At 68.6% G+C, this 17,732-nt stretch carries 7 protein-coding genes; 4 read left to right on the top strand and 3 right to left on the bottom strand.

Annotated elements, in window-relative coordinates; all coding sequences use genetic code 11:
* Positions 1-7: 7 nt before the first annotated feature.
* Both pbpC and ABUE31_RS02425 read left to right on the top strand, forming a co-directional pair.
* Entirely contained in the window at positions 8-2,101 is a 2,094-nt protein-coding gene (pbpC, locus tag ABUE31_RS02430) for a penicillin-binding protein 1C (RefSeq protein ID WP_367721903.1), read from the top strand.
* Between the two features lie 88 nt (positions 2,102-2,189).
* Entirely contained in the window at positions 2,190-3,617 is a 1,428-nt protein-coding gene (locus tag ABUE31_RS02425; protein ID WP_367721902.1) for a protein adenylyltransferase SelO, read from the top strand.
* Here the strand turns inward: ABUE31_RS02425 and ABUE31_RS02420 are convergent, their stop codons facing one another.
* The 3 genes from ABUE31_RS02420 to ABUE31_RS02410 form a co-directional block, all read right to left on the bottom strand.
* On the bottom strand, positions 3,618-4,382 hold the full coding sequence (locus ABUE31_RS02420) for a heme ABC transporter permease (protein WP_367721901.1): 765 nt from the start codon (positions 4,380-4,382) through the stop codon (positions 3,618-3,620).
* Between the two features lie 61 nt (positions 4,383-4,443).
* Positions 4,444-6,216, bottom strand: a complete 1,773-nt coding sequence (locus ABUE31_RS02415) for a glucan ABC transporter ATP-binding protein/ permease (RefSeq protein ID WP_367721900.1) — start codon at positions 6,214-6,216, stop codon at positions 4,444-4,446.
* 233 nt (positions 6,217-6,449) lie between these two features.
* Positions 6,450-15,011 (bottom strand): glycoside hydrolase family 94 protein, encoded by an 8,562-nt coding sequence (locus ABUE31_RS02410; protein ID WP_367721899.1) that lies wholly within the window; start codon positions 15,009-15,011, stop codon positions 6,450-6,452.
* 318 nt (positions 15,012-15,329) lie between these two features.
* Here ABUE31_RS02410 and ABUE31_RS02405 point away from each other — a divergent pair, with 318 nt between their 5' ends.
* Together ABUE31_RS02405 and ABUE31_RS02400 are read left to right on the top strand one after the other, a co-directional pair.
* Positions 15,330-15,854, top strand: a complete 525-nt coding sequence (locus ABUE31_RS02405; RefSeq protein WP_367721898.1) for a FecR domain-containing protein — start codon at positions 15,330-15,332, stop codon at positions 15,852-15,854.
* Positions 15,855-15,860: 6 nt separating this feature from the next.
* Positions 15,861-17,711 (top strand): CHASE2 domain-containing protein, encoded by a 1,851-nt coding sequence (locus ABUE31_RS02400; protein WP_367721897.1) that lies wholly within the window; start codon positions 15,861-15,863, stop codon positions 17,709-17,711.
* Positions 17,712-17,732 lie beyond the last annotated feature (21 nt).

Raw genomic sequence — 17,732 nt, 5'->3', positions numbered from 1 at the left:
TGACGACATGAGGAAATGGTTCCGGCGTTCGGCGATCGCGGGCGGCTCTCTCGCCGCCCTCACGATTGCCGCGTGGGTTGCCCTTGAGGCCGGCGACCGGGCCTTCCCACCGCCGCTGCCCGACAGGCTCCCGGTTTCCGCCGAAGTCGTCGACCGCGACGGGCAATTGCTGCGCGCCTATGCGACGCCGGACGGGCGCTGGCGGCTTGCCGCCACGCTCGACCAGGTCGACCCGGCTTTCGTCGACATGCTGGTCGCCTACGAGGACAAGCGCTTCTTCGAACATCGGGGCGTGGACGTCGTTGCGCTGGCCCGCGCCGCCCTGCAGTTCGCGACGAACGGTCGGATCGTCTCCGGCGGCTCGACCCTGTCGATGCAGCTCGCCCGACTGCTGGAGCCGCGCGAACAGCGCAGCCTCGGCCAGAAGCTCCGCCAGGTCTTTCGCGCGCTGCAGATCGAGCGCCGGCTGTCGAAGCGCGAAATCCTCGAACTCTATCTGACGCTTGCGCCCTATGGCGGCAATCTGGAAGGAGTGCGGGCAGCCTCCCTGGCGTGGTTCGGCAAGGAACCAAGGCGGCTCGGCGTATCGGAAGCCGCTTTGCTGGTCGCCTTGCCGCAGCTGCCCGAGCGACGCCGGCCGGATCGCAACCCTGCCGGGGCGCAGTCGGCGCGCGACCGCGTCCTCTCGCGCATGGTCGGGGCCGGCCTGCTCGGCGAGCGCGAGGCGGCCCGCGCCGCACTCGACCCGGTGTCGGACCTGCGCCGCGACCTGCCCGCCCTGGCCGCCCATGCCGCCGACGTGGCGCTGCGAAACCAGCCCGGCCAGGCGCGCCACCAGTTGACGATACGGCGAAGCGTGCAGGAAAACCTCGAGGCCGTCGCGCTCGACGCCGCACGCAGGACCGGCCCCCGCGTGTCGGTGGCGTTGATCCTCGCCGACGCGATGACCGGCGAGATCCTCGGCGAGGTCGGCTCGGCCAACTACTTCGACGCCAGCCGCTCGGGCTGGATCGACATGACGCGCACCCTGCGCTCGCCGGGCTCCACGCTGAAACCCTTCATCTACGGCCTCGCCGTCGAAGAGGGCCTCGTGGCGCAGGAAACGCTGATCGAGGACCGGCCGGCCGACTTCGCCGGCTACCGCCCGAGAAACTTCGACATGACCTACCAGGGCGACGTGACGGTGCGCCAGGCGCTGCAGCTTTCGCTGAACGTGCCGGCGATCCGCCTGCTCGACGCGGTCGGGCCGCAGCGCCTGGTGTCGCGCTTCCGGCAAGCCGGCGTCACGCCGGTACTGCCGCCAGGGGAAGTTCCGGGCCTGGCGATCGGGCTCGGCGGCGTCGGCCTGTCACTGCGTGACCTCGTCCAGCTCTATACCGGCCTTTCCAACGGCGGCGACGCGAAGGTTCTTCGGGACGGCTCGGAGGCAGCAGCTCCGACCCCGCTCGCCAATGGCATGGTGCTCGAGGAACGGGCGGCATGGCAGGTCAGCGACATGCTTGCAGGCGTTCGTCCGCCGGTCGGCGCGGCGCCGCGCGGCATCGCCTACAAGACCGGGACGTCCTACGGCAACCGCGACGCCTGGTCCGTCGGCTACGACGGCCGGCATGTCCTCGGGGTGTGGCTGGGCCGGCCCGATTCCGGTTCGGTGCCCGGCATCTCCGGCTACGACTCCGCAGCGCCCGTGCTCTTCGAGGCGTTTGCCCGCTCCGGGCTTGCCGCAACCCCGCTGCGCCGGCCGCCGGCCGGCGCTTTCCACCTGTCGCCCGGCGACCTGCCGGTGACGATGGAGCGCTTCGTCTCCGCGGACGGGGACGCGGTCTCTGCCGTCCACGTCGCTGCGGAGCCTGCCCCGCGCATCGTCTTCCCGCCCGACGGCGCCCGCGTCGAACTCGGCGCCGCGAGCACCGAGGCAACCCCGCTGGTGCTGAAGCTGCAGGGCGGCCGGGCGCCGTTCCGCTGGCTTGCCAACGGCAAGCCGCTGGCCGACATAGAACGCCGTCGCGAGGCGACGTGGCAGCCCGACGGCGTCGGCCAGTCGACGCTGACCGTCATCGACGCCGCCGGCCGGGCCGCGAGCATCAAGGTGTTCGTCGAATGAACGCGACGCCGACGTCCGCACCGGACGCCGGCCCGCCACCCCGGATGTCCCACCCCCTGCAAGGCCAGACCGGAAGGCCGGAGTAAAAATGCCCGTCTCGGAAGACTATCGCCCCTCCCTCGCCCATGCCACGCTCGGCGGCGACTTCTTCGACGAGGTCCAGCCGGCGGAATTTCCGGCACACATCCTGCGCTACCGCAACCAGCGCTGGGCCGAGCGCGTCGGGCTCGGAGCGCTGAGCGACGCCGAGTGGCTCGACCATTTTGCACGTTTCAAGCCCCTGCCCGGCAGCTTCGCCACCCCGCTCGCGCTGCGCTACCACGGACACCAGTTCCGCGTTTACAACCCCGACCTCGGCGACGGTCGCGGCTTCCTCCACGCGCAGTTGCACGACCGGGAAGACGGACGGCTGCTCGACCTCGCCACCAAGGGAAGCGGCCGGACGCCCTGGTCGCGCACCGCTGACGGCCGGCTGACGCTGAAGGGCGGCGTGCGCGAGGTGCTGGCCACCGAAATGCTGGAAGCGCTTGGCGTCGACACGTCGAAATCGTTCAGCCTCGTCGAAACCGGCGAAGAACTCGCGCGCGGCGACGAGCCCTCCCCCACCCGGTCCTCGGTGCTGGTTCGGCTCAGCCATTCGCATGTCCGCATCGGCAGTTTCCAGCGGCTGCTCTACCTCGACCAGCACGACAACATCCGCACGCTGCTGGACCATGTCATCCGCAGCTACATGCCCGACATCTGGCGCGACGATCCCGCCGGGCGGGCGCTGGCCTTCCTCGAGGAGGTCTGCCGCCGCGTCGCCGTCACCGGCGCGGACTGGATGCTCGCCGGTTTCGTGCACGGCGTCCTGAACACCGACAACATCAACGTGACAGGCGAGAGCTTCGACTACGGTCCCTGGCGGTTCCTGCCGGAGCTCGATCCGGCCTTCACCGCCGCCTATTTCGACCAGACTGGCCTCTATGCCTACGGTCGTCAGCCCGACACCCTGCTGTGGAACCTGACACGGCTCGCCGAATGCCTGCTGCCGCTGGCCGAAAAGTCAGGGCTGGAGGCGATCCTGCGCGGCTTCGAGGCGCAATTCCATGCGGCGTTCAGCGCGGCGATGCTGAGGCGGCTTGGCCTGGCGCCCGCCGGCGACGAGGCGGCGGGCGCGCTCGTGCGCATGGTCTGGAAGCACCTCGGCGACACAAAGATGCCGTTCGAGCAGTTTTTCTTCGACTGGTTCGGCGGTCGCCTGAGCGAAAGCCGCGCGGCGGCGAGCCCGGCGGCCGGATTCTATGCCACGGACGCCTTCGAGCCGGTTTTCGCGGCCATCGCCGCGCATCCGCCGCGGCCGGGCGTCAATCTTGAGCACCCCTATTTCGCGCGCGAAGAGCCGTGCACGATGCTGATCGACGAGGTCGAGGCGCTGTGGGCGCCGATCGCCGACAGCGACGACTGGTCCGCTTTCCATGCGAAGCTTGCAGACATTGCGGTGATGCGCGGGGCCTACGCCGCCGCTGGAGGGTGATCAGCCCTGGCCCCGCTCCGCCCGCCGCGCCGCGATCTGGCGCATGGCGATGACGCGGCGGCGGTAGATCTCGGTGCGCATCGAGGCGACGTGCAGCGTCATGAAGAGCAGCGTGAAGCCGACCGCCATCACCATCAGCGGCCGCAGCATCGAGGGATCGATGGTCGGTCCGTCGAGGCGGAACACCGACGCCGGCTGGTGCAGCGTGTTCCACCAGTCGACCGAAAACTTGATGATCGGGATGTTGATGAAGCCGACCAGCGTGATGATGGCGGCGGCGCGGGCGGATCGCGACGGGTCGTCGAGCGCGCGGGTCAGGGCGAGGATGCCGAGATACATCAGGAAGAGAACGAACACCGAGGTCAGCCGGGCGTCCCAGACCCACCATGTGCCCCACATCGGCTTGCCCCAGATCGAGCCGGTGGCGAGCGCCAGCGCGGTAAAGACCGCGCCGATCGGGGCGGCAGCCTTCAAGGCGACGTCGGCAAGCGGATGGCGCCAGACCAGCGTGCCCAGCGCCGACAGCGCCATCAGCGAGTAGCAGAACATCGACAGCCACGCGAAGGGCACGTGGATGTACATGATCCTGACCGTGATGCCCTGCTGGTAGTCGGCGGGAGCGGCGAAGGCGAGATAGAGCCCGGCGGCAAGCACCAGCGCGCTGGCCGCGGCCAGCCACGGCAGCACGCGGTCCGCCAGCGCCAGGAACCGGGTCGGGTTGGCGAGGTCGGAAAGGCGCCGGGCGCTCTGGCTGGTTTCGCTCATCGCGCGTTACATAGACCCGGCGACGGGCCGCCGCAATCGCGCCAAGCGCCGCATCGCCGCGTCAGGCCGCTTCCTCGACCGCCACCCTGGCCAGGCGGCGCACCTCGTCGTCGGTCAGCAGGCCGCCTGCGCGCAGCAGGCCGGCAAAACGCCCGTTGCGGGCGGAAAGCTCGTTGAACCCGCCCATTTCGACGATCCGGCCATTGTCGAGGAAGACGACGAGGTCGGCGTCGCGTACGGTGGTCAGGCGGTGCGCGATGATGAAGGTGGTGCGGCCCTGGCGCAGGCGGTCGATCGCCTCCTTGACGCGCGCCTCGGTCTCGACGTCGAGCGCGCTGGTCGCCTCGTCGAGCACCAGGATCGGCGAATCCTTCAGGATCGCCCGCGCGATCGCAATGCGCTGCCGCTCGCCGCCGGAAAGCTGGCTGCCGCGTTCGCCGGCGGCGGTATCGTAGCCGTCGCTCTTGGCCAGGATGAAATCGTGCGCGGCTGCGGCCTCGGCAGCGGCGTGCACCTCGTCGTTGACTGCGCCGGCGCGGCCGATCCGGATGTTCTCCTCGATCGACCGGTTGAACAGGCCGGCGTCCTGGAACACCGTCGCGATCTGCTGGCGCAGCGACTTGCGGGTGACGTCGGCGATGTCGACGCCATCGATGAGGATGCGGCCCGCCTGCGGGGAATGCACGCGCTGCAGCAGGTTGATGAGGGTCGTCTTGCCGGAACCGGTGGGGCCGACGATGGCAATCGTCTGCCCGGCCTCGACCTCGAAGGAGATGTCGGCGACGCCCTGCCCCGAGTTCGGGAAGCGGAAGGAGACGTCCTCGAAACGGACACTGCCCGCGACACGGTCGAGTTCGAGCAGCCCGGCCGGCTCCCGGGCGGCGGCCGACGCGTCCTCGATGCGGTAGAAATCCTCGAGCTTCACCCGCGCCTCGAACACCTGGTTGACGAAGTTGGAGACCTGGTCGAGCCGGCTTATCAACAGCGCAGCAAAGCCGGTGAAGGCGACGATGTCGCCGATCCTGAGTTCGCCGCGCGAGACCAGCAATGCGCCGATGAGCAGGACCACCATCATCGAGATGGTTGAGGACAGGCGGTGCAGCGCGCTGGCCAGCGCCCACCAGTCGAGCACCGGGTTCTGCGCCGACAGCAGCGACCGGACGTGGCTCCTGAGCGCCTCGGCCTCATGCCCGATGCGGTTGTAGCTCTGCAGGACGGCGACGTTGCCGACCGAATCCGTCACGTGGCTGAAAACGGTGTGGTAGTGCCGCTCCACCGACTTCTGGCCCTCGGTGGTCTTGAGCATGACCAGCCGACCGATCGCCACGTAGAGCACGCCGAGCACCAGAAGCACCATCGACATGCGCACGTCCAGCGACAGCGCAGTCGGCACCAGGAGCACGAGCGCGACGAAGGTCGACAGGTGCTGGCGCATGAACTCGAGCCAGAGCGCGAACAGCGCCTCCACGGCCCTCAGCATGGTGTGCAGCGTGTTGGACGTGCCGCGTTCGTGGTGCCAGGCGAGCGGCATGGTGATGACGCGTTCGAAGGCGTCGCACAGAACGCCGGCGCGGCGGGCATGCGCGATCCGGTCGGCGCCGCGCGCGACCAGCACGAAGGCGACGATGTTGAAGACGCCGAGGCCGGCCCAGAGCGCGAGCGTCGGCACCACGTTGGCCTTGTCCGAGATGGCGTCGATGATGCGTCCGAAGAGCACCGGTTCGGCGATCGTCACCATCGCCAGGACGACGTTGGCGCCGCAGATGAAGGCAACCCGCCTCCTGTCTGCCCCGAGATACCGGAGTGCCCTCCAGTAAATTTCGAACAAAGACAACGCAATTACCTCGTCATCGAAAAATTGTGCATCGCACCATGGGAGAATTGGTAGCCGGGCTTGGACGGCAACACAATGCGCCGCGAAAGGTTCCGTTCCGATTCGCCGAACAACAAACAGAAACGGACCGTTACGTCGCGTGATCTCCTAACGGATTGAGATTTCAGCAAAAATGGCAGGCTTGCGGCGAAATGATGGCCGCCGCAGCCGATAATGTGATTTATTTCGCAAGTTCAGACGGGCACGAATACTGTAACGGCGACCTCCCCGGTCCGGCCGAGCTCGAGCGTCGAACCGGCCTGCCTCTGGCCGTCGATCTCGATCGCCGGACCCGCATTCTTTTCGCGCCGCACACTGATCCGGTAGACGGCGGCGTCGAGGCGCAGCGTCGCCTCGTAGCCGTCCCAGTGGCCGGGAAGCGCCGGCTTCACCGACAGGCGGTTCCCTTGCCGCCGGATGCCGAGGATGCTCTCCACCGCCGCGCGGTACATCCAGCCCGCCGACCCCGTGTACCAGGTCCAGCCCCCGCGACCGCCCTTGTCGGGTGCCGAATAGATGTCGGCGGCGACGACATAGGGTTCGGTCCGGTACTGCTCGGCCGCCTGTTCGTCGAGGGCGTGGTTGACCGGGTTGAGCATCGAATAGCAGCGCCAGGCGTCGTCGACCTTGCCCATCTCGGCGAGCGCGATGACGAACCAGGTCGCCGCGTGGGTGTACTGTCCACCGTTCTCACGCACGCCCGGCGGATAGCTCTTGATGTAGCCCGGCTCCTTGCCGGTGTCGTGGAACGGCGGCGTGAACAGCTTGATCAGCTTCAGCTCGCCGTCGACCAGGCGCGCGGACGCGGCCTCCATCGCGGTTCGCGAGCGCACCGGATCGCCGCCTTCCGACATCACGCTCCACGACTGCGCGATCGAATCGATTTGGCACTCGTCGGACTGGCGCGAGCCGAGCGGCGTGCCGTCGTCATAGCTGCCGCGCCGGTACCACTCGCCGTCCCAGGCGGCGTTCTCGAGCGCCTGCTTGAGCCGGCGGGCGTGCTTGTCCCATGCCTTGGCGCGCTTGGCGTCGCCCCGCGCCTTCGCGATGGCGATGAAGTTGCCGAGCGTCTTCAGGAGGAACCAGCCGAGCCACACGCTCTCGCCCCGGCCCTCCTCGCCGACACGGTTCATGCCGTCGTTCCAGTCGCCGCCGAGGATCAGCGGCAGGCCGTTCGCGCTGGTGCGCTTGACGGCGAGGTCGAGCGCCTTGACGCAATGATCGTAGATGCTGGCCGTCTTTTCGGTCACCTCGGGCGTGAAGAAGGCATCGTGCTGGCCGGGCTGCAGCGGCTCGCCCTTGATGAAGGGAACCTCTTCGGCCAGCAGCGTGTCGTCGCCGGTGACCCGCATGTAGCGGTGGACGGCATAGGCCAGCCAGACGACATCGTCGGAGATGATGGTGCGCACGCCGGCGCCGGTGCGCGGCAGCCACCAGTGCTGGACGTCGCCCTCCGCGAACTGCCGGCGGGCCGCGTTCAGTATCTGCTCGCGGGCGAGCTTCGGATCGTGAAGCAGAAGCGCCAGCGTGTCCTGCAACTGGTCGCGGAAACCGAACGCCCCACTCGCCTGGTAGAAGGCCGAGCGCGCGCGAATGCGGCAGGCGAGGCTCTGATAGGGCAGCCAATGGTTGACCATCGCGTCGAAGGCGCCGTCAGGCGTCTTCACCTGCAGCGTGTCGAGGAAGCCGCGCCATTCCGCTTCGTTCTCCTCCAGCCGCGCCGAAAAATCCGCGGCGCGATGCTTCTCGACGAGGGCCGACGCTTCTTCCTGGGAGCCGGCGTCGCCGAGCAGCCAGAGCAGGCTGACCTCGCCGCCGGGCGAAACCTCGATGTCGCGCGCGATCGCCGCGCAGGGGTCGGTGCCCGCCTCGACCCTGCCGGACAGCGTGGCGCCTGCCGCAACCGTCGCCGGCATGTCGACGGAACCGCCGCGGCCTATGAATTCGGCACGGTCGGCGGTCAGCGACTGCGCCGGGCCGTCGGTCGCCAGGAAGGATACGCGGTCGCCGTTGTCGAGGCTGTAGGGGTTGCGCGCCAGCAGCGCGCCGGTGGCGGCGTCGAGGGCGGGAACGATGGTGGGCGCCGACCTGCCGCGAATGTTGCCGAGCACCCATTCGACATAGCCGTACACCCTGAGCTTCGCAGGGACCGGCCCGGCGTTTCGGATGGCCAGGCGCGAGAGCTTCACCGGATCGGCGGGATCGACGATCTGCGTGAGCGCCACCGTCAGCGGTCCGCGCCGCGCGGTAAACTTCGAGAAGCCCTGCCCGTGACGGGCCTCGTAGCGCGTTGACGGGTCGCGCGCCACCGCGGCGAACGGCGAGAACACCCGACCGCCGGCATGGTCGTAGAGGTAGATCGCCTCGCCCGGCCTGTTGGTGACGGGATCGTTCGACCACGGCGTGAGTTGGAAGTCGCGGCTGTTGCGGCTCCAGGTGAACGACGCCCCCTCGGCGGAGGTGTGGAAGCCGAAGGCGCTGTTGGAGATGACGTTGATCCAGGGATGCGGCGTCGAGCGCCCGCCATCCAGCCGCACCACGTAGTCGCGGCCATCGCGGTCGAAGCCGCCGAAACCGTTCCAGCGGTCGAGACCGCCGCCATCCAGTGCCGGGGCATTGCCGGGGCGCGGCAGAACAACTGGCTGTGGCGCGCCCTGCCCGGCCGCTTCGGCCGTTTCCGCAACCGCGGCCTTCGCCTGGTCGCGGGCGGCGAGCGCCGCCGCCTCGGCCCGCTCGACCTGGTCGAAGATGCTGCCGTTGCGGGTATGCAGGACGACGCGCGCCACGGCGAGCAGGGTCTTGTAGGAATGGTCGTCCATGAGGTCGCGGCGCACCGCGAAGATGTGCTGGCGAGGCCCGAGTTCGGTGCCGCGCAGGCGGCTGTTCTCGCACAGCTGCTCGATCGCCTGCTGCAGGTCCTGCACGTAGGAGGACGCCTGTTCGTTGACGATGACGAAGTCGGCCATCAGGCCCCTCGCGCGCAGATATTCCTGGTAGCGCAGCGCGCTCGCCACGATCTCGAGGTCGGCGACGTCGCCGATGCGCAGCACGAAGATCGGGAAGTCGCCCGAAATGCTCATCGGCCACAGCGACGATTGCCGGCCGAGGCCGGCCGCGATCGTCTCGGGCGGCTGGCGCAGGAAGGGATCCGGATAGATCAGGTAGGACGCCATCTTCTGCACGTTCGCCGCGTCGGCCAGGCTGAGGCCGAGGTGGCGCGTCTGCACCTGGCTGCGCGTCCAGGCCAGCATCGCCTGGCGCTGGAATCCTTCGGGGTGGTCGAAGCGGCCGACGGCGGATTCGAGCTCGGCGCGGTTGCTGCCCACCAGCGTCCAGAACGTCAGCGAAACCTTCTTGTTCGCCCGCACCCGCACGCGCCGGCGCAGCGACATCACCGGGTCGAGCGTGAAACCGTGATTGCCGGCCAGCTTCGCCTCGGGGTCGAAGGCCGCCGGATCGGCAATCGTGCGCCCGCGCCCGATGAAGGCGCGCCGGTCGGTCTCGGCCTCGGGATCGCGCACGCCGGCTGGATCGGTGACGAAGTGCACGGCGGCAATGTCCGGGTCGCCGGCGGCGCGCTTCCTGCGCTCGGCGTAGATCGCGTTGCGGTCGGGCGCGATTTCCGTCTCGACGAACATCTTTGAGAAGGCGGGGTGGGCATTGTCGCTCGCCTCGGGCGCGAGCACGAGTTCGGCAAACGACGTCACCTCGATCATGCGGTCTGTGGCGCCGTCGTTGATGATGGTGATCCGGCGCGCCTCGCCATTGGCTTCGGAGGCGACGATGTACTCCACCTCGCTCCGCAGCGAGCCGACCGACTTGATGAAGGTCGCCTTGTCGTCGCAGAACAGCGTCTGGCAGGTCTCGCCCGGCGCGGCCTTCGGATCGGCCGTCGCCGACCACCAGTCGTTGGTCGCCACGTCGCGCAGGAAGATGTAGGCGCCGAGCCGGTCCTCCGTCGGGTCCGGCTGCCAGCGCGTGACGGCCTGCTCGCCCCAGCGGCTGTAGCCGGAGCCTGCCGCCGTCACCATCACCGAATAGCGGCCGTTCGACATCAGGCTGGTCGAGCGCAGCGCCAGAGCCGGATTCAGGACCAGCCGCGTGTCCGCGCTCTCCTCGACGGCGACGCCCTTGACGCGTTCGTCGGCCTCGGTGCGCACGGTGGCCACCGGAATATCGCGCGGCGCCTTCTCCTGCAGCAGCAGCTCCGCCGCCTCGATGACCGGATCGCTGTGGAAGCGGTCGCGCATGCGGCCTTCGAAGACGGCGTTCGCGACCGCCACGATCGACATGCCGGAATGGTGTGCCATGTAGTTGTAGACGACCTGGTGGTCGGTACCTTCCGGCACCCGCGCGGGCGTGTAGTCGACGGCGTCGTGGTAGCCGTAGCGGCCGAGCGCGCCGGCGTCTCGGAGGCGCTCGAGGTTGACCACCGCCTCGCGCGGCATGAACTGCGCGGCAAGCACGGTCGCGTAGGGCGCGATCACGGTGTTCTGGCCGAGCCCGCGCTTCAGCCCGAGGCCCGGTACACCGAAATTGGTGTACTGGTAGGTGAGTTCGCGGTCGCGCGCGTTGTAGGCGGCTTCCGAAATGCCCCAGGGGATGCGCTTCTGGCGCCCGTACTGCATCTGCCGCTTGATGACGAGATGGCTGGTCTGGTTGAGGATGCCGCCTTGTGGCTCCTTCATCACCAGCGGCGGCATCAGGTACTCGAACATCGAACCCGACCACGACATCAGCGCGCCGCGGAAGCCGATCTCGACCAGCGGCCGGCCGAGCCTGAACCAGTGTTCGGTGGGCAGGTCGCCCTTGGCGATGCCGAACAGGCTGGTGAGCCGCGCCTCGGAGGCGAGCAGGTCGTAGCAGCTTTCATCCAGCTGGTGCGCCTCGACCCGGTAGCCGATCGACAACAGCTTGCGCTCGACGCGCATCAGGAACGAGAAGTCCATCTCGAAGGCGTATTGCCGGCAGCGCCGGCTGATCGACAGCAGCGACTTTCGGAGCGCGGCGACGGCGTGGTCGTCGCCGTGGGCGTCCTGGACATGCGCCTCGCAGGTCGCCGCCAGGCGGTCGGCCCAGTCGGCGAGAACCGCGCTGCGCGCCGACTTGGCTTCGGTGTCGATCGCGGCGGCAAGCTTGCGCACCTCGCTCGCCTGGACGGTCAGGTTGATCGTCCGGATCGACGCCATTTCGGGTTGCGTCTTGATGGTCTCGACCGCCCGGCGCATGCCGACGATGCGGTCCAGGAGCCGCTGGCGAAGCGGCCGCAGCTGTCTGCGGTCGTCCGGCAGCTCGGCCAGACTTTCCTCGAGGATGGTGACGCAGTCGAGGATGCCGTCGAAGTCGCCCTGGAGATGCACCGACGGCGCCTCGGCCCATTCGGAGCAGGCCGCGGCGACCGCCACCAGATGGCCGGCCAGGTTGCCGCTGTCGACGCTCGAAACGTAGAGCGGATGCAGTGGGCGCAGCGTCATCGTGTCGTACCAGTTGAAGAGATGGCCGCGGTGGCGCTCCATCCCCTCGATGGTGTCCATCGTGGCCTCGATGCGGGAGACCGCGTCGGCCAGGCTGATCCAGCCGAAGTCGCGCGCCGAGACCACCGAGAGCACGTAGACGCCGATGTTGGTCGGCGAGGTGCGCGGCGCCACCACCGGCAGCGGCCTTTCCTGGAAGTTGTCCGGCGGCAGATGGTTGTGCTCGGCGGTGACGAAGGTCTCGAAATAGGCCCAGGTGCGCCGCGCTACCGTGCGCAGGAGCGCCTTGTCATCGGGCGTGATGGACAGCCTGTCCTCGGTCTCGGCCGAGCGGCTGATCAGCCAGGCGAAGGCGGGCGAACCCGCCCAGAAAACGAGGAAGAAGAAGCCGACGAAGGCGCCGGTGGAATCGGCGAGCACCGCGATCGCGAGCCCCGCAACGGCGATGACGACGGCACCGTACATCATGCGGTAGTAGGACCCGAGGCTGTTGTCGCCGGCCTTGTAGGCCTGCGAGGCCGTGCGCCATTCGAGCAGGTTCTGGCGGCTGACGAACATGCGGTAGAGCGTGCGCACGATGGCGTCGCCCATCATCCAGGCGTTGTGCGCCATCAGGACGACCCGCAGCGCCACCAGCGCGGTGCCGAAGGCGACGTCGCGGGCGAGCGCGGTGAAATGCCCGCGCACGGTCGCTTCCCTGCCCTTCGGCAGAATCGCATCGACGAGCTCGAAGGTCGGCGCCATGAACAGGGCGAGAAGGAGCAGCGCCTGCCACTGCGCGGCCTGCGTGAACGGCAGCAGCGCCCAGCCCGCGATGGTCGCCATCACCCAGAAGATCGGGGTCAGCGAACGGCGCAGATTGTCCACCATCTTCCAGCGCGACAGGGCCGGCACGCCCGACTTCGGGTCGAAGATGCAGCCGAGCAGCTGCCAGTCGCCGCGGGCCCAGCGATGCTGGCGCGATGCGTCGACCGAATAGCGCGTCGGATAGTCTTCGACCACTTCGACGTCGGTCACCAGCGCCGAACGCGCCAGCGCCCCTTCGAGCAAATCGTGGCTGAGCACGGTGTTCTCGGGGATGCGGCCGGCCAGCGCCGATTCCATGGCGTCGATGTGGTAGAGGCCCTTGCCGGTAAACGAGCCCTCGCCATAGACGTCCTGGTAGAGGTCGGACACCGCGAAGACGTACGGGTCGATGCCGCGGTTGGCCGAGAAAACGCGCTGCAGGAACGAGGCCTCGTCGCCGGTGGTCAGCGACGGCGTCACGCGCGGCTGCAGGATGGAATAGCCGGCGACAACTCGCCCGGATCCGGCCTCGATGACCGGCCGGTTGAGCGGATGGCAGAGCTTGCCGACCAGGCGGTCGACGGCGTCGCGCATCATCCGCGTGTCGGCGTCGAGCGTCATCACGTGCACCACGCCTTCCGGCAGCGGCGCCTGCGGCGGCAGGAAGGTCGTGTCGGGATCGCCGCGCAGCAGGAGGTTCAGCTCGTGCAGCTTGCCGCGCTTGCGCTCCCAGCCCATCCAGCAGCGTTGCGAGGGATTGTAGAGGCGGCGCCGATGCAGCAGGTAGAAGCGCGGCGCGCCGCTGACCGGGTAGCGCTGGTTCAGCTTGTCGATCTCGGCCTGGGCGAAGGCGAGTATCTCGTCATCCGCCGTGTCCTGCTCGACCTTGCTGTCGGTCCAGTCGGACAGCACGGCGAAGTGCACCTCGCCCATCATGTTGGCGAGATGGTGCACCTCGAGCTTGCGCACGGCGTCCTCGACGTCGTCGCGCGAGCCGATCAGGGTCGGCACGACCACAAGCGTCCGGGCTTCGGCGGGCACGCCTTCGCGGAACTCGTAGCCGACCAGCCGCGTCGGCTTCAGGAAGAGCAGGACGACCGTGTTGAAGATGCCGAGCGCGCCTTCGCTCGCCGGCACGGCGAACAGGACGAGCAGCAGGGCTACCGCCCAGTCGTCCAGGCCGATCGCCTTGAGCGCCGCGCCGGCCATGACCACCAGAAGGAGCGTGATGAGGAACACCGGCACGACGATCCCAGCCCAGCCAGACGCGCGGAAGGCGCGCACCAGGCGCATGCCGAAGCCCGGCCGGTAGCCGATCGCAGCTTCCAGTTCCTCGCGCCGCGAGCCGACCAGGAAGAAGCCGACATTGTCGTTCGACGCCGCCGCCTCGGCGGCCACGCGGGCATCCCCGGCGGCGGATCCGGAGAGTTCGATCGCTTTCTCGGCAACCTCGAACTCGCTAAGGTCCGACCGGCGCGCCAGGTCCTCGATCGCCTGGCGGTACTGGTCGCGCGAGGCGAAATCGAGCGACGCCACGTCCGACCGCTCCCGCAGCAGCGCGTCGATACGGCTGACGCCCTCGAACCAGTCGGTCCATTCGATGTCGTTGATCAGCCTGAGCCCGCGCACGATGTTGCCGGTCGTAACGTTTCCGGCCGACAGCGTCTGGTGTTCCCGGATGATGATCTCTTCGGCGTCGGAACCGGACCCCTCCAGTTCCACTTCGAGCCAGTTCAGCGCCTTGCCGGAATTCTGGGAGCCGTCGCGCAGGCGGTAGAGCAGTTGCGTCGCGAAGGTCGTGTCGCGCGCATGCGCCGCATAGGGTGCCAGGACTTCGAGGTCTTCGTCGCCGTCCGGCGTCGCCAGGACACGGTCGGCCACCTCGTTGGCGATCTGGCGCATGCGCCGGGCGCGGTTCACCCTCACCGCGATGCGTCGCAGGTTCTCGATCAGGACGAATCGCAGCAGCGACGGCAGCGCCCACAACTCGCCGATCTTCATCGGCTCGACCGACTGGAAGCCCTCGACGACCGCCTTGAACGTCTGCCCCGATATCTGGCTGTCCGAATGGGCGACGTAGATCCACGCGAGCGCCAGCGCGCGCGGCACCGTCGTGCCGTCGGGCAGCGTCATGGTCGGCAGTTCGCGGTAGAAGCGGCGCGGCAGGTCGCGCTTGATCTGGAAGCTCGTCTCCTCGACGAGATAGTTGTTGTCGAGAAGCCACTGGGCCGCCGGCGTCACCAGTTCGCCGCGCGACTGCGCCGCGTTGGTCGAGCGATAGACGTCGAGGATCTTGGCCGCGTTCTCGCGAATGCGCTTCTGGAAGTCGAATGCTTCCATCCCCGGCAGCGACGGGACTTCGTTTCGCGCAAGGCGCGCTCCAAGCGCACGAAGCCGGTCCTCATGCAGGAACTGGTCGCGGATCGGCTCTTCGGGCGGAGCGGGAAACTGATGCGCGGCCTGCTTCAGTCGCTCGGGATCGGTTTGAATATTCATATAAAATCCGTCCACGGCAAAAATCGGCGGCAGGCCATCTGCGTAACCGCAGGCCCGAACTTAAACCGTTTCGGCGACATTTGGTTGCAACGCAGCATGGTTTAGCTTCTCTCCGTCTTTGGTCGGAAAGACATGTTCGCGGAACCGGTGGCGCGGATTCGATAAAAGCGCGGATACCGGCTCGTGACAACGTAGGGATTGAGGCTTTTTCGTGTCATGATCCCGGTGTTCCACGCGACCTGAAGCGGTAGTCCGCATGAACCACCGCACTGCGGCGACGGACACGCTTCCCGGCTAAGGCCGGCAAGGAGGACTTTCATGCATCTCAAAGGTTTGTGGCCCGCAAGCGGCGCCGTCTGCATCTTCCTCACCGTGTCGGCGCTTGCCCAGTCGAATTCGGTCGGCTGCCGCGCGGAAACGCTGCACGATCCGGAGCGGACGGCGCTGACCTGCCCCAACGGCGTGCGGATCGTCGCCGAGGACGGAACGCGCTTCAGCCTGGTCGACCGAACAGCCGCGGAAGGCCCGGAGGCCGTGCGGCTGGAGGGCCAGGCGCTGATGCTCGAGGTGACGCCCGGCGCCGTCGAGGGCGGCTTCGAGGTCATTACGCCGCAGGCCATCGCGGCGGTGCGCGGCACCAAATGGGCGGTCGATGTCGTCAACGGCAAGACGTCGGTCTTCGTCGCGGAGGGGCGGGTCGCGGTCAGCCGCGAAGCAGGGGCACCCGTCGTGGAACTGGGCCACGGCGACGGGGTCGACGTGGAAACTGGGACCGAACCGCTCGCCGTCCGCCAATGGGGCGCGGCAAGGGTCGCCGCCTTGCTGGCCCGCTTCGGTGAATAGCTATCGATGAGCGGGAGGAGGCTGCAGGCCATCGTCGGCGTGGTGCTGGCCGGCCTCTGGGGCGCCTTTCTCGCCGCTCCCCACCTGCGCGGCGAACCATGGCTGCTCGACCGGATGGAAGCGACGACGGTCGACCTGAGAACGGTCCTCCGCGGCGTGCGCGAACCTCCGTCGACCCTCCTGATTGTCGCCATCGACGACGAGATGGCCACCCAGGAAGGTGCCTATCCGATCAGCCGGGCGACGCTCGCCCGCATCGTCGACGCCGTCGCAGCCCTCGGCCCCAAGGTCGTGGCGCTGGATATCCTTCTCCTCGATCCCGGCGAGGAGGATGGCGACCGGGCGCTGGCCGCGTCGCTGGCCAGAAACCGCAGCCTTGTCGCCGCGGCAGCCGTGTTCGGCGAGCAGCGGCAGAACGCCCCGCCGGCCTCGGGAAGCGCTTTCGACGGGGTTCCCGTCGCCGATGCCCTTGTGCTGCCGCTCGACCGCTTCGCCGAGGCGGCGGCGGTGGGCGTCGTCAACGTCGCGACCGATTCGTCCGGATCGCCCCGGCTGGCGCCTCTGATCTTCCGATCCGGCGAGCGCGTCGAAGCGTCGTTCGCGCTGCAGGCGGCGTCGCTGGCTCTCGACGCTGCACCGGTGTTCGAAGACGGCAGCGTCGCGATCGGCGACCGTGTCGTGCGCACCGACCTCGGGCAGCGACTGCCGATCAGCTACTACGGGCCGCGCGGCACCATCGCCACGGTCGGCGCCGCAGCCGTCCTTGCCGGCAGGCTGACGGAGGAGCAGGTCGCCGGAAAGATCGTCGTCATCGGCGCGACGGTGATCGGCAGCGGCGACGTCTACCCAACGCCGTTCGACGCGGTGCTGCCGGGCGTCGAGGTCGTCTCGACAGCCATCGCCCACCTGACGGGCGGCGGCGGCATGGTGCGCGACCAGCGGACCCGCCTCGCCGACGCCGTGATTGCCGTGCTCCTGCCGATGTCCGTCGTCGCCCTGCTTGCCTGGCGTCGCAGCCTGCTCGGGCTCGCCGCGCTGGCCTTGCTGGCGACGCTCTGGCTTGCCGCCGAAACGATCCTGTTCGCCCAGGGTATCTGGCTGAGCGCCGCGCTGCCGATCGCTGCGACCGTTCCGCCGGCCATGCTGTTCGGCGCCTCTCAGATCTGGCTCGACCGCCGACGCGCGCAGCGCTTCGCCCAGCAGAACGCGCTGCTGCGGCGGTTCCAGGCGCCGGCGCTGCGCGACTGGCTGGCCCGGAATCCTGATTTCCTCGCCATCCCGGTCCGCCAGGAGGCGTCCATCGTGTTCATCGACCTGTCCGGCTTCACCGGTTTCAGCGAGATCGCCGCTGCCGGGGTGATGCGCGACCTGCTCGACGACTTCTACCGGCTGGTCGAACAGGAGGCGGAACCGCGCAAGGGCATCATCACCAGCTTCATGGGGGACGGCGCGATGATCGTCTTCGGCTTGCCGCGACCAACGCCCGACGATCCGGCCAACGCACTGGCCTGCGCCACGGCGCTCGCCCGCCGTTCGCGCGACTGGCTTGCGGGCCAGCCCGCCGCGCAGGCTGCCAGCATCGGCATAAAGCTCGGCGCTCACTGCGGCTCGATCGTCGCCTCGCGCCTCGGCGGCGGCAGCCAGCAGACCATCACCGCGACCGGAGACACGGTGAACGTGGCGAGCCGCCTGATGGAGGTTGCCGCGAGGAATGGCGCCGAGCTCGCCCTGAGCGGCGAGCTCTACCGCGCAGCGGGCCAGAACCCGCTGGAAGGCGGAACGTTGCAGGGGCCGGCCGAAACCGCGATCCGCGGCCGTTCAGGCATGATGACGGTCTGGTTCTGGCGGTGCGGCTGACCCATCCGGCCGCCTCGCATT

The sequence above is a fragment of the Mesorhizobium marinum genome (genome assembly GCF_040813675.1).
Taxonomy (GTDB): domain Bacteria; phylum Pseudomonadota; class Alphaproteobacteria; order Rhizobiales; family Rhizobiaceae; genus Mesorhizobium_K; species Mesorhizobium_K marinum.
Note: the sequence above shows the minus strand (reverse complement) of the source record. Positions and strands in the feature narration are given on the sequence as shown.